Source organism: Mesorhizobium abyssinicae (assembly GCF_049887195.1).
GTDB lineage: Bacteria > Pseudomonadota > Alphaproteobacteria > Rhizobiales > Rhizobiaceae > Mesorhizobium > Mesorhizobium abyssinicae.
Map to the genome: position 1 here is coordinate 596331 of NZ_JARAKC010000002.1, position 12648 is coordinate 608978.

The following is a 12648-nucleotide window of genomic DNA, read 5'->3' on the forward strand; positions in this document are numbered from 1 at the left end:
AACCCCCATCAGTCCCGGTCCCGCGGCGCCCTCGACTCCCACGTCGAGGGCGCCGTTTTGTTGAGCAAGGCGACCAGCCCGGCGATGTCGGCACGCTCGGCCTTTGCCGGCAGCATGAAGGCGCAATAGGGCTGGCCGAGGCGCACCGAGACCGACGACAGCGCGATCAGGCGGCCCGCTTCGAGATCGGCCCCGGCCATGATTGCCGCGCGGCCTGAGCCATCGACAGAAATTTCGGAATTCGCAAATTGCCCTCTTGTTAGATTGTCGACAATCTGTTTGTCTTCCGATGGTTCATCCGGAGTGGGCGCATGGCGAAGCTGGATTTCAGTCCGATCGCGGATACGACGCGCAGGGCGGAGATCGTCGCGCTGTTGCGGCGCGCCATCCTGACCGGCCAGCTGGAGCCGGGGCAGAAGCTCAACGAGCTCAGGATATCCGAACAGATGCGGGTAAGCCGCGCGCCGCTGCGCGAAGCGATGCGTGAGCTGGTCCAGGAAGGCATCCTGACCAGCATTCCCTACGCCGGCACCTTCGTCATCGATGTCACCGCCAAGGACATCATCGACGCCTATTCGCTCAACAAGGTGCTCGATGAATTCGCCATCGAGTGCACCTGGCCGCTGCGCGACCAGCGCTTCTTCGACGAGCTCGACCGCCGCCACGCGACGGTCAAGCAGGCGACGCGTGCGCTCGACACCACGCGCCAGATCGAGACGGCGCTGCAATTGCATGGCCTGATCTACGAATGGGCCGACAATTCCGTGCTTTTGGAAACCTGGCAGCGCCTGACCAGCCGGCTGCAGATGTATTTCGCGCTGCACCAGCAGGCGCGCGCCGAGCCGGTGCCCGCGGAGGATGTACACGAGACCTATGTGGCGCTGCTCAAGGGCAACGACATGCGCGCCGCCCAACGCCATGCGCGCGAGCATATCGACCTCGATTTCGAAGAGCTTCTCGCCTATGCGCGCAGCCTCGAAAAGCGCGCCTCCAAAGGCGCCTGACCAATCCCGCAGACAGTGGACGACAACGTGAAGATCAAGAGCATCAAGGCCTACCATGTCGTGCAGCCCTTCGTGGACGGGCCCTACCGGATGTCAAAGGGGCGCGTCGCCGACTGCTTCGACGCGGTGATCGTCGCCATCACCTCCGACAGCGGCGCGACCGGCTGGGGCGAGATGGCGCCGCTCGGCAATTTCTACTCGGCCGCGTTTCCGGCGGGAACGCGCGCGGGCGTGCCGGAAATCGCGCCGCATCTGATCGGCCAGGATCCGCGCGGCCTTGCCGGCATCGGCCGGCTGATGGACACGGTGTTCAAGGGTCATCCCTACATCAAGTCGGCGTTCGACATGGCCTGCTGGGACCTCGCGGCGCGCGCCGCGGACGTGCCGCTGGTGACGATGCTCGGTGGCCGCGAGAGCGAGACGGCGGAGCTCTACAGGGTCGTCACGCACGGCACGCTCGACCAAATGGCCGCGCTCGCCAGGCGCATCGTCGCCGAGGGCTACCACCGGCTGCAGGTCAAGGTCGGCGGCAATGTCCGCGACGACATCGAGCGCGTGACGACGGTCGCCGCCGCCGTACCGAAGGGCACGGTGATCTTCTGCGACGCCAATGCCGGCTGGACGCCCTACCAGGCGCGCCAGTTCGCCGACGCGACGCGCGGCATCGACTACACGTTCGAGCAGCCCTGCACGACGCTCGACGAGAACATGTCGGTGCGCCGCATGCTCGACAAGCCGATGGTGCTCGACGAATCCGTCACCTCGCTGGAGGAGATGCTGGAAATTTACCGCAGGGGCGCGGCCGACGGGCTGACGCTGAAGATCTCGCGGCTGGGCGGCGTCACCAGGACGCGGCAGATCCGCGACGTCGCAGTCGACCTCGGCTTCATGATCACGGTCGAGGACACCGGCGGCGCAGAGATCGACACCGCGGCGATGGCGCATCTGTCGCTGTCGACGCCGGAGGAGCGGCGGCTGCACGCCATCGCCTTCCACGAATGGGTGACGGTGCGCACCGCCTCGAACAAACCGCCGGTGACCGGCAGCCGCATGGGCATCCCCGACGGGCCTGGCCTCGGGATCGACGTGGTGCCGGACCTGCTCGGCAAACCGTTCTTCGAGATCGGCGGCTGAAGATAAAGATCCGCCGCATATCGGCGACGCCGATTCCAGGTTGAGCGCTTGTTGAGACACTCAGCACTATTCGTGCTGAAGGCGTCGATTTTGGCCAAAAACGCCCGACAAAATCCCTCACGAATGCGCCCTGCCGACATCGAAGGTCCGGCATTGCCGCTGCACCGGCGTCTGCAAATCGGATTCCCGCAGCATCTGCCCAAATGCCGGTTGAAATATTTTTCAATTGGAAATAGGAATGTTCATGATAATCATTCCGGCGCAGCGGCGCGCCAAGGACCGGAGGAAGCTATATGTCCCATCCGCAATTCGCAGCGGAACTCCTGCAGCGCGCTGAAAAGCAGGGGCCGATCATCATCGGTCTCGCCGGCGCCGGGCAGATGGGCACCGACATCGTCGTTCAGGTAGCACTTATGCCGGGCATGCGCATCGGCGCCATTTCCGAGGTGCGTCCGCAAGCGGCGATCGACGCGGCCCTGCTTGCCGGCCATGACCTCTCCGACATCGTCCAGGCGCCCAACGCCTCTGCCATCGACCGTGCTATCGAGGCCGGCAAGATCGCCGTCACCGAGGATCTGCATGCGCTTGCTGCCGCCGGCCGCATCGACGTCATCATCGACGCCACCGGCAACCCCAACATCGGCACGCTGTTCGCGCTCGAAGTGATGAAGAACGGCAAGCACATCGTCATGCTCAATGTCGAGGCCGACATCACCATCGGCCGCTTCCTCAAGGAAGAGGCGCGCAAGGCAGGCGTGGTCTACACCGGCGCCGCCGGCGACGAGCCCGCCTGCACGCTGGAGATCATCGGCTTCGCCAAGAGCCTCGGCTTCAACATCGTTGCCGCCGGCAAGGGCAAGAACAATCCGCTGAAGATCGACGCCGTGCCGGCCGACTACGAGAAGGAGGCCAGCGAGCGCAACATGAACGCGCGCATGCTGGTCGAGTTCGTCGACGGCTCGAAGACGGCGATCGAGATGGTGGCGATCGCCAACGCCACCGGCCTGGTGCCTGACGTGCCGGGCATGCACGGCCCGACCGCGACGCTTGACGAACTCGCCAACGTGCTTTGCCCGCGCGAAGATGGCGGCGTGCTGCACCGCAAGGGCGTGGTCGACTATTCGATCGGCAAGGGCGTGGCGCCCGGCGTGTTCTGCATCATCGAGACCAGGCATCCGCGCGTGCTGGAGCGCATGATCGACCTCAAGGTCGGCAAGGGCCCCTATTTCACGATCTTCCGCCCCTATCACCTGACCAGCCTGGAGGTGCCGCTCTCGGCGGCGCGCGCCGTGGTCTACAAGCGCGCCGACATGGAGCCGCTCGACCATCCGGTGGCGGAAGCCGTGGCGGTCGCCAAGAGCAACCTCGGCGCCGGCCAGTCGCTCGGCATGATCGGCGAGAACGACTATCGCGGCTTCGCCATGACATGGGAGGACGCGCGTGCCAGGGGCGCACTGCCGCTCGGGCTTGCCGAACGCGCCAAGGTGGTGAAGCCAGTGAAGGCCGGCGACTTCCTCACCTATGAAAACTGTGTCCCCGACGATTCGATGGTGATAACCCAGATCCGCCGTCGTCTCGACCAGTCGGACGGACGGTTTGTCACCAACGCCGCCTGACCTCCCGGATCCCCGCCTGATGGACGATGTCGTAATCGGGATCGACGCCTCGACGACGGCCGTGAAGGCGATCGCTTTCGCGCGGAACGGGGCGGAACTGTTCCAGGCGCGCGAAACCTACCCGCTGTCAAACCCGGCGCCCGGCCATTTCGAACAGGACGCCGAGCACTGGTGGACGGCGCTGCTTGCGGCACTGAAGCAGGTCGCCGGCAAGGTCGGCGGTTCGCGCGTGGCGGCGATTTCCATCGCCCACCAGCGCGAGACGTTCACCCTGATCGACGCTGCCGGCAAGCCGCTCATCCCGGCGATCCTGTGGCTGGACGAGCGCGCCCGCCCGCAAGTGGCGCGGCTTTCGGCCGAGCTCGGCCGCGAGGCGATCCGCGACTGGAGCGGCAAGCCGCCGGATCCGACGCCGGCGCTCTATGCGCTCGCCTGGCTTGCAGAACATCGGCCGCAGGCGCTTGGCCAGGCAGCGGCACTGGTCGACGTGCATGGCTTCTTCGTCCATCGGCTGACCGGACGGCTGGTGACCAGCACCGCGAGTGCCGATCCGCTCGGCCTGCTCGACATCAAGACCGGCGCCTGGCATCCCCGCCTGGTCGAGGCCGCCGGGTTGCGGCCGGAGCATCTGCCGGAACTGGTCGGGCCGGGAGAAATCTGCGGCGGGCTTTCCGAAATCATCGCATCGGCAACGGGGCTGAAAGCCGGCACGCCCATCATCGCCGGCGCCGGCGACGGCCAGGCGATGGGCCTCGGCATGGGCGTCCATGGTCCCGGCAAGAGCTATCTCTCGCTGGGCTCGGGCGTCGTCAGCGGCAGTTATTCCGGCACGGTCACGACTTCGGACGCGTTCCGCACGCTGGTCTCGCCGACCGGCTCCGGCTTCATGCTGGAGACGGTGCTGCGCTCGGGCATGCAGCTGGTCGACTGGATCGTGCGCACCACCGGTGCACCTTCCGCCGCCATCCTGGAGAAGGCCGCGATGGAGGTGCCCGCAGGCAGCGACGGCCTGCTGGTCATGCCGTACTGGGCCGGGGTCATGAGCCCGTACTGGGATGGTGCTGCGCGCGGCGCCATTGTCGGCCTGTCGCTCGACCATGAGCCAAGACATCTCTTCCGCGCGGTGCTGGAAGGCATCGCCTTCGAGCAGGCGATCGCCACCGATGCGATGGAGGCGCAGACCGGCAAGGCAGAGGCGATGATCGCTGCCGGCGGCGGCACCAATTCGACGTTGCTGATGCGGATCATGGCGAGCGTGCTGGAACGGGCGCTCTCCATTTCGCCGGTCAACGAGGCGGCCGCACTCGGTGCCGCCATGCTGGCGGCCTCGGCGATCGGATGGTTCGGTTCGCCGGAGGACGCCGCCAAGGCGATGGCCGCGCCACCGGCAAGACAGGTCGATCCGGTCGAGGCGCTGGTGCCGGTCTATCGCGCGCGCAAGGCAATCTACCGCGACCTCTATCATGCGACGCGCGACATCCACGCGCGGCTGGGCGCGGCATGAAATCTGTGTGAACCGACGCATATTGCGTCTTGCCCTGCTGGTGATACGCTCCCGGCGCGCGGCGGACGATTGCTCATGACGACAGCCCTTCATCATGCGGCCTGGCTTGTTGCGCTGGCGGCAATGCCCGTGCCGGCGCTTGCCGGCGACAAACCCGCGTTCGAGCTTTCGCTCGACATCGACCAGGACGGCACGATGGACCGGGCCGTGGTGATGCAGGACGATGGTCCAGCCGAGCTCTACGTCTATCTGGGGACAGGGGCGGAAAAGCCCGGTCCTTCGCGAAAACCCGACTTCGTCAGGAAAGCGCTGACCGAGGACCGCATCATCGATCTCGAAGCCAAGGGCAAGGGATCGCTGGCGATCACCTCCTGCTTCGGCTGCGGCGCCAGCAAATCGACCGAAGAGACGCTGACCGTCGTCTATCGCCACGGCCAATTCATGGTCGGCGGCTACAGCCGCAGCTGGGACTGGGGGAACCGGACGTCCGATGACACCGTCGATACGATCCAGGGCGACTGCGACATCAACTACCTCACCGGCAAGGGCACCGTCTCCAAGGACCTGGAAGAAAGCAGGCCGATCAAGGGAAATTTCAAGCCCGTGCTGCTGAAAGACTGGTCTTACGAGAGGCGCCCCAAGGTCTGTGACTTTCTAGCCGGCTGGACTAGCGACTGAGCAGGCCCTTGGCCGCGTCCTCGTCGGTGATCAGCACCGAGACCCTGGTGTTGGCAAGCGCGGCGCGCATGACGGCCACCTTGTCCTGTCCTCCCGAAACCAGGATGATCGACGGAATATCGGAGAGATCCTGCAGCGGATAGGCGCAGACGCGGCGGTTGACCTCATGGTCGACGGGGCGTCCCTCGGCGTCGATGAAGTAGCAGAGGATGTCGCCGACGGCGCCGGCCGCCTGCAATTCCTCGAGCTCGCTCGGCTTGATGAAGCCGTAATTGGCGATCGGGCTATTGCCCGAGAAGGCGCCGACGCTGAGCACGGCGATGTTGGCGCGCCGGGCGCGGAAGACAACGTCCTGGACGCTGCGCTGGCTCATGAAGGCATCGCGCTGCTCCGGCCTGTCGGCATAGACCGGCACCGGCAGCAGATAGCATTCGGCGCCGATCTTCTCGGCGAACTCCCAGGCGCTCTCGGTCGGGTTGAGCGGCTGCGCATGGGTAAGACCGCCGAGCATCGAAACCACCGTGGTCCTGGCGATTGGCCGTCGGGGCAGTTCGTTGATGGCGAACTTCAGCGTTCGGCCCCAGCCCAGCGCGATGACATCGCCGGGATTGACGTTGTCGGCCAGATAGGTTGCCGCGGCATGGCCGATCATCAGCGGCGCGTTGGTCCTGTCGGCGGCTGAAGGCACGACCACCGCCTGGCTCAAGCCAAAACGCTGCTTCAGGCTTTCCTCGAGCTGCACGCATTCGACGACGCTGTCGCGGATACGGAACTGGACCACGCCTTCCTCACGGGCGGCAGAGAGGATGCGATGCACCTTGATGCGGCCGATGCCGAGGATCTCGGAGATGCGCTCCTGGGTCAGGCCCTCGACATAATAGTGCCAGGCGGCGCGGGCCTTGAGCTCGGCATCCGGGAAGCGCGAGGCCTTCTCGTTCTCGATCACCGCCATCCTCGTGCCCCTCCGCATCTCCCTTGGCCTTCCCTAGGCCAATCCGTCGGGTGGCGCAAACCGCCGCCGAATGCGTCCGCGGCACTTGACAATTTTCTGATGAACAGATTAGCTGAACAAAATTGCATATCAAAGATAAATTGTTCACAAGGGAGGATGCCTGGTGAACAAGAGCGGACGGCAGCGCATCGCCGGTTCGCGGACGGAGGAGACAAGGTGGCTGTGAGCAATGATGCAAGCGAGCTGAAGGCCGCGGCCGGCGCGCAGGGCGCGACGGGCACGAAGTTTTCGGCGCTGTTCGCCGGAACCATGGGGCCGCTGATCGGGCTCGCGCTTCTGTGCCTGGCGCTGACGCTGACAACCGACACCTTCCTGACGGTGCGCAACATCCTCAACGTGCTCGACCAGATCACCGTGCTCGGCATCATGGCGATCGGCATGACGCTGGTCATCCTGATCGGCGGCATCGACCTTTCGGTCGGCTCGGTGCTGGCGCTGGCCGCCATGGTGATGGGCTATATCGCCCACCCCGACTATCTCAATCTCGGCGTGCCGGCGGGCGTCGTGGCGGCGCTCGTCGTCGCCGGCCTCTGCGGGCTCGTCTCGGGGCTGCTGGTGACGATGACCAAGCTGCCGCCCTTCATCGCGACGCTCGCCATGATGTCGGTGGCGCGCGGCCTCGCCAACATGATCACCGACGGCTCGCAGATCGTCGGCTTCCCCGACTGGTTCACCAACCTGTCGATCGTCCGCCATTTCGGCTTCCTGTCGGTCACCGTCGGGCTGATGATCGTGCTGGCGATCGTCTTCGCCATCTTCCTCAACTACCGCGCCACCGGCCGCAGCCTCTATGCGATCGGCGGCAGCGCCGAGGTCGCGCGGCTGTCCGGCATTCCGGTCAAATCGCTGACCAACTGGGTCTATGCGATCTGCGGCGTGCTTGCCGGTCTGGCCGGCATCGTGCTCGCCGCCCGTCTCGATTCCGTGCAGCCGAGCTCCGGCCTCGGCTACGAGCTCGACACGATCGCGGCGGTGGTCATCGGCGGCGCCAGCCTTTCGGGCGGCGTCGGTTCGATCGGCGGCACCGCGGTCGGCGTGCTGATCATCGGCGTGCTGCGCAACGGCCTCAACCTGCTCGGCGTCTCTCCCTTCATCCAGCAGGTGGTGATCGGCGTGGTGATCGCGCTTGCCGTCGCCACCGACACCTGGCGCCGCAGATCGCAGTGAGGAGCCGGGCGCAATGAGAATTCGCCCGGATCTCCGGGCGATGGACGGATCGGTCGATCCGAGACTGGGAACGTTCGGCCAAGGGGCGCCGTGGTGCGCGGGCGGAACATACTGAATATCAACGGAGGAAAAACATGCTGACCAAACGTTCACTCTTGCTCGCCGCCGCGGCCATCGTCCCGCTGCTTGGCCTGTCCGACGCGGCCTCGGCCAAGGACGCCAAGAAGCTCGGGCTGGCCGTCGCCAACCTGCAGGCCGACTTCTTCAACCAGATCAAGCAGTCGGTCGAAGCCTACGCCAAGGAGAAGGGCATCGATGTGGTCACCGTCGACGCCAAGGGCGATTCGGCGACCCAGGTCAGCCAGGTGCAGGACCTGATCACGCAGAACATCGACGCGCTGATCTACATCCCGGCCGGCGCCACCGCCGCCACCGTGCCGACCAAGACGGCGAAGGCCGCCGGCATCCCAGTGGTCAATGTCGACCGCAACGCCGACGGCGCGCCGGGCGACACCTTCATTGCCACCAACAGCGTCGCCTCGGCCCAGGGCGTTTGCGACTACATCGCCAAGCAGGCCGGCGGCAAGGGCGAGATGATCATCATCCATGGCCAGAAGGGCACGACACCGGAAGTCGACCGCTCGAAGGGCTGCGGCGAGGCGCTCAAGGCCTATCCCGACATCAAGGTGGTCGGCGAGCTGTGGAGCGAAGGCTGGCACCAGGACGAAGGCTTCAAGCTGACGCAGGATCTGCTGCAGTCGCATCCCGACGTGTCGATCATCTTCGGCCAGGCCGACGCGCTGGCGCTGGGCGCGGCACAGGCGGTCAAGGTCGCCAATCCCGGCCACAAGGTCTGGGTTGCCGGCTTCGACGGCGACGTCGCGGCGCTGAAGGCCTTGAAGGACGGCGTGTTCGACGTCACCGCCACGCAGCAGACCCAGGGCATGGGCCGGCTCGCAGTCGACGCGGCGATCAAGCTGGTGGCCAGCGAGAAGATCCCTGCCGAGCAGCTGCAGGAAGCGACGCTGACCACCAAGGACAATGTCGCGCAGTTCATCGAAAAGCATCCGTAAGGCACCCGAGACAGCGCCGCGATGTCCTCCGACCCTCGCCACAGCGAAAGCCCGCATCACGGGCTCTTCGTCAACGGGCTCTGCAAGAGCTACGGACCGGTGCAGGTCCTGGCCGATGCGAGCTTCGAGGTGCGGCCGGGCGAGGTCGTGGCGCTGCTCGGCGAGAACGGCGCCGGCAAATCGACCGTCTCCAACATCATCGCCGGCTCGACCAAGCCCGATGCCGGCACCATCATCTGGCGGGGGAAGCCCTATTCCCCCGCCAATCCGGCCGCGGCCATCGAGGCCGGCGTCGGCATGATCCATCAGGAATTGAAGCTGCTGCCGGACCTGTCGGTGGCGGAGAACGTCTATGTCGGGCGCCTGCCGATGCGCGGCGGCCGCATCGATCGCGCGACCATGAATGCCAAGGCCTCGGCGCAGTTGAAGCGCCTCGGCCTCGACGTCTCGCCGGAGCGCAAGGTGCGCACGTTGCGCATTGCCGCCCAGCAGCAGGTCGAGATCGCCAAGGCGCTGACGCTCAACGCCGAGCTCCTGATCCTCGACGAGCCGACCGCGGCGCTCGGCGGCGAGGAGACGGAGCTGCTCTTCCAGCAGATCCGCAAGCTCAAGGCCGAGGGCATGTCCTTCATCTATATCAGCCATCGCCTCGACGAGATCGCGCAGATCGCCGACCGCGTGGTGGTGATGCGCGACGGCCGCATCGTCGCCCGGCACGAGCGCGCCGACATCCCGGTGCGCACCGTGGTCGAGCAGATGGTCGGGCGCAGCGTCGAGCGCATGTTCCCCAAGCAGTCGCCGCCGCGCGACGAAACGCTGCTCGAGGTCGAGAACCTGTCGTCGCCGGACAAGAGCTTCAACGCCGTCAGCTTCTCGGTGAAATCAGGCGAGATCCTCGGCATCGCCGGGCTGATCGGCGCCGGGCGCACGGAGCTGGTGCGGGCGATCGCCGGCGCCGACCCGATCTCTTCCGGTGCGGTGCGCGTCGCCGGCAAGCCGGTGCATCTCAACGGCCCGGCCGCCGCGATCAGGGCCGGCGTCGTGCTGGTGCCGGAAGACCGCAAGGCGCAAGGCGTGGTGCTGGAGCAGACGATCGGCGAGAACCTGGCATTCGGCAATTTCGACCATGTCGCGCCGAAGGGCTGGGTGTTTCCCAGGGCAGTGCAGAAATTCGCCGAGGCCGGCATCTCCCGGCTCGGCGTCAAGGGCAAGCCCAACCAGGCGGTCTCGAAACTTTCCGGTGGCAACCAGCAGAAGGTGATCATCGCCAAATGGGTGTCACGGCCACCCAAGGTGTTCATCCTCGACGAGCCGACGCGCGGCATCGACGTTGGAGCCCGCGCCGCGATCTACGACGTCATCGCCGACCTCGCCCGCTCCGGCATGGCGGTGGTGGTGGTGAGCTCGGATCTCGAGGAGGTGCTGGGGCTCTCGCACCGCGTGCTGGTGCTGAGCCGCGGCCGCCAGCGCGGCATCCTCGAGCGCGGCGAAGCCAGCAATGTCGCGGTGATGGAGCTAGCGACAAGCTGAGATCGACGTGAGGAACCCGGGGAATCGAAACTTGGCGCAGCAGGTGATAGCCTCCCAGGCACCGGACCGCGCGGGGCGCCAACAAAGTGTTGGCGCCCTTTGATTTCGCGAGAGCCGGCAGGAGGGAACCAATGACCAAACTATTCGATCTCAGTGGCGACGTTGCGCTGGTGACGGGCGCCGGCAGCGGCATCGGCCAGGCGATCGCCATCGGCCTCGCGGAAGCCGGCGCCGATATCGCCTGCTTCGGCCACAGCTCGAAGGGCGGGCTGGAAGAGACCGCGCAGAAGATATCCGCGCTCGGTCGCAAGGCACTGGTGCTGACTGGCTCGGTGACCTCCGAGAGCGACCTGTCGGCGGCGATCGAGCGCCTGGAGAAAGAACTCGGCGCGCTGACCATCGCCGTCAACAATGCCGGCATCGCCGGCGCCGAACCCGCCGAAACGCTGCCGCTGGAGAAATGGCAGAAGATCTACGACGTCAATGTCAGCGGCGTGTTCCTGTCGTGCCAGGCCGAGGCGCGCGTCATGCTGCCGCGCCGCAGGGGCTCGATCATCAACATCGCCTCGATGTCGGGCTCGATCGTCAATCGCGGGCTGACGCAGGCGCACTACAACTCCTCGAAGGCGGCCGTGATCCACATGTCGAAAAGCCTCGCCATGGAGTGGGCCGACCGCGGCCTGCGCGTCAACGTCGTCAGCCCCGGCTACACGCTGACGCCGATGAACAAGCGGCCGGAGGTGGCCGAGCAGATAAAAATCTTCAAGCGCGACACGCCGATGGGCCGCATGGCGACGCCGGAAGAGATGGTCGGACCGACCGTGTTCCTGGCGGCCCGCGCCTCGAGTTTCGTCACCGGCATCGACCTCATCGTCGATGGCGGCTTCGTCTGCTGGTAGGAGAGAAGATGCAGAAGCGCTTTGAAGGAAAGACGGCGGTCGTCACGGGCGCCAGCGGCGGCATCGGCGCGGCGATGGCGAAACGCTTCGCGGCGGAGGGCGCCGCGGTCGTGGTCAGCGCCATCGATCCGCGCGTCGACGAGGTCGCGGCAGGCCTCAAGGCGGCGGGCGCGAAGGTTGCCTCGATGCGCATGGATGTAACCAGGAAGGACGAGGTCGCGGCGCTCTACGACCTCGCCGAAAAGGAATTCGGCCGCGTCGACATCTCGGTGCAGAACGCCGGCGTCATCACCATCGCCAGGATCGAAGCGATGACCGAGGCCGAGTGGGACAAGGTGCTGGCGGTGAACACCAAGGGCGTGTTCCTGTGCTGCCAGGAAGCGATCGGGCGCATGCGCAAGCATGGCGAGGGCGGCCGGCTGATCAATACCGCTTCGGGCCAGGCGCGGCAGGGTTTTATCTACACGCCGCACTATGCGGCCTCGAAATTCGGCGTCGTCGGCATCACCCAGAGCCTCGCCAAGGAAGTGGCCAAGGAGAAGATCACCGTCAACGCCATCTGCCCCGGCATCATCGACACCGACATGTGGGCCTATAACGACACCGCCTGGGGCAAGCTGCTCGGCGACTACAAGCCGGGCGAGCTGATGGCGGAGTGGGTGAAGAACATCCCGATGGGCCGTGCCGGCAGCGGCGAGGACGTCTCCGGGCTGGTCAGCTTCCTCGCCAGCGACGATGCGGCCTACATCACCGGCCAGACCATCAATATCGATGGCGGCCTGATCATGTCCTGAGGCTGTCGGATTGCGCATCGCTCAGTGCGTTTGTGCGTTGCGCGACATGAACCTTGGTATATATAATTTCATCCTATGAAACGGCTTCGGCTCGCCGCATGGCGCGCCAGGCCTGGATCACGGGACCCTGATGGCTCGCATGCTCAAGAGCGCCGCATCGGCGGCGATCGAACCGCGGATGACTGCCCCGGCAGCCATCGACGGGCGGCCATGACGCGGCCTCGCTCCGCACGGCAC

General features: G+C 66.0%; 12 protein-coding genes. 10 read left to right on the forward strand and 2 right to left on the reverse strand.

What is annotated here, in order from left to right:
* Positions 1-8 precede the first annotated feature (8 nt).
* Entirely contained in the window at positions 9-200 is a 192-nt protein-coding gene (locus PU724_RS07425; RefSeq protein ID WP_245493438.1) for a hypothetical protein, read from the reverse strand.
* Between the two features lie 111 nt (positions 201-311).
* On the opposite strand from PU724_RS07425, the gene PU724_RS07430 reads away from it, so the two are divergent.
* The 5 genes from PU724_RS07430 (at position 312) to PU724_RS07450 (ending at position 5936) form a co-directional block, all read left to right on the forward strand.
* Complete coding sequence (locus tag PU724_RS07430) at positions 312-1004, forward strand: GntR family transcriptional regulator (protein WP_127287319.1); 693 nt, start codon at positions 312-314, stop codon at positions 1002-1004.
* Positions 1005-1031: 27 nt separating this feature from the next.
* On the forward strand, positions 1032-2138 hold the full coding sequence (locus PU724_RS07435) for a mandelate racemase/muconate lactonizing enzyme family protein (RefSeq protein WP_354421096.1): 1107 nt from the start codon (positions 1032-1034) through the stop codon (positions 2136-2138).
* Positions 2139-2431: 293 nt separating this feature from the next.
* Positions 2432-3754 carry an NAD(P)H-dependent oxidoreductase gene (locus PU724_RS07440; protein WP_127311943.1) on the forward strand — a complete coding sequence of 441 codons (1323 nt, stop codon included), beginning with the start codon at positions 2432-2434 and terminating at the stop codon, positions 3752-3754.
* A 19-nt stretch (positions 3755-3773) separates the two neighbouring features.
* Positions 3774-5258 carry a xylulokinase gene (locus PU724_RS07445; RefSeq protein WP_354421099.1) on the forward strand — a complete coding sequence of 495 codons (1485 nt, stop codon included), beginning with the start codon at positions 3774-3776 and terminating at the stop codon, positions 5256-5258.
* 75 nt (positions 5259-5333) lie between these two features.
* Positions 5334-5936 carry a hypothetical protein gene (locus tag PU724_RS07450; protein ID WP_127282598.1) on the forward strand — a complete coding sequence of 201 codons (603 nt, stop codon included), beginning with the start codon at positions 5334-5336 and terminating at the stop codon, positions 5934-5936.
* On the opposite strand, the gene PU724_RS07455 is transcribed toward PU724_RS07450, so the two are convergent.
* On the reverse strand, positions 5926-6888 hold the full coding sequence (locus PU724_RS07455; RefSeq protein WP_127282597.1) for a sugar-binding transcriptional regulator: 963 nt from the start codon (positions 6886-6888) through the stop codon (positions 5926-5928). The two genes, PU724_RS07450 and PU724_RS07455, sit on opposite strands and share 11 nt — an antisense overlap.
* Positions 6889-7104: 216 nt before the next feature.
* On the opposite strand from PU724_RS07455, the gene PU724_RS07460 reads away from it, so the two are divergent.
* From PU724_RS07460 to PU724_RS07480, 5 genes are all read left to right on the forward strand, one after another.
* Positions 7105-8115 carry an ABC transporter permease gene (locus PU724_RS07460; RefSeq protein ID WP_187331217.1) on the forward strand — a complete coding sequence of 337 codons (1011 nt, stop codon included), beginning with the start codon at positions 7105-7107 and terminating at the stop codon, positions 8113-8115.
* A gap of 134 nt (positions 8116-8249) precedes the next feature.
* Complete coding sequence (locus PU724_RS07465) at positions 8250-9188, forward strand: sugar ABC transporter substrate-binding protein (RefSeq protein ID WP_127282596.1); 939 nt, start codon at positions 8250-8252, stop codon at positions 9186-9188.
* A gap of 21 nt (positions 9189-9209) precedes the next feature.
* On the forward strand, positions 9210-10718 hold the full coding sequence (locus tag PU724_RS07470; protein ID WP_127282595.1) for a sugar ABC transporter ATP-binding protein: 1509 nt from the start codon (positions 9210-9212) through the stop codon (positions 10716-10718).
* A 131-nt stretch (positions 10719-10849) separates the two neighbouring features.
* Positions 10850-11617 (forward strand): SDR family oxidoreductase, encoded by a 768-nt coding sequence (locus PU724_RS07475; protein ID WP_127282594.1) that lies wholly within the window; start codon positions 10850-10852, stop codon positions 11615-11617.
* 8 nt (positions 11618-11625) lie between these two features.
* The gene (locus PU724_RS07480) at positions 11626-12411 is read left to right on the forward strand and encodes an SDR family oxidoreductase (RefSeq protein ID WP_354421103.1); all 786 of its coding nucleotides are present in this window, start codon (positions 11626-11628) and stop codon (positions 12409-12411) included.
* Positions 12412-12648: the final 237 nt, after the last annotated feature.

Bases quoted from the DNA above. Each gene is read 5' to 3' on its own strand.
- PU724_RS07425 (WP_245493438.1), bottom strand. From the start codon at position 200: ATGGCCGGGGCCGATCTCGAAGCGGGCCGCCTGATCGCGCTGTCGTCG.
- PU724_RS07430 (WP_127287319.1), top strand. From the start codon at position 312: ATGGCGAAGCTGGATTTCAGTCCGATCGCGGATACGACGCGCAGGGCG.
- PU724_RS07440 (WP_127311943.1), top strand. From the start codon at position 2,432: ATGTCCCATCCGCAATTCGCAGCGGAACTCCTGCAGCGCGCTGAAAAG.
- PU724_RS07445 (WP_354421099.1), top strand. From the start codon at position 3,774: ATGGACGATGTCGTAATCGGGATCGACGCCTCGACGACGGCCGTGAAG.
- PU724_RS07450 (WP_127282598.1), top strand. From the start codon at position 5,334: ATGACGACAGCCCTTCATCATGCGGCCTGGCTTGTTGCGCTGGCGGCA.
- PU724_RS07455 (WP_127282597.1), bottom strand. From the start codon at position 6,888: ATGGCGGTGATCGAGAACGAGAAGGCCTCGCGCTTCCCGGATGCCGAG.
- PU724_RS07465 (WP_127282596.1), top strand. From the start codon at position 8,250: ATGCTGACCAAACGTTCACTCTTGCTCGCCGCCGCGGCCATCGTCCCG.
- PU724_RS07470 (WP_127282595.1), top strand. From the start codon at position 9,210: ATGTCCTCCGACCCTCGCCACAGCGAAAGCCCGCATCACGGGCTCTTC.
- PU724_RS07475 (WP_127282594.1), top strand. From the start codon at position 10,850: ATGACCAAACTATTCGATCTCAGTGGCGACGTTGCGCTGGTGACGGGC.
- PU724_RS07480 (WP_354421103.1), top strand. From the start codon at position 11,626: ATGCAGAAGCGCTTTGAAGGAAAGACGGCGGTCGTCACGGGCGCCAGC.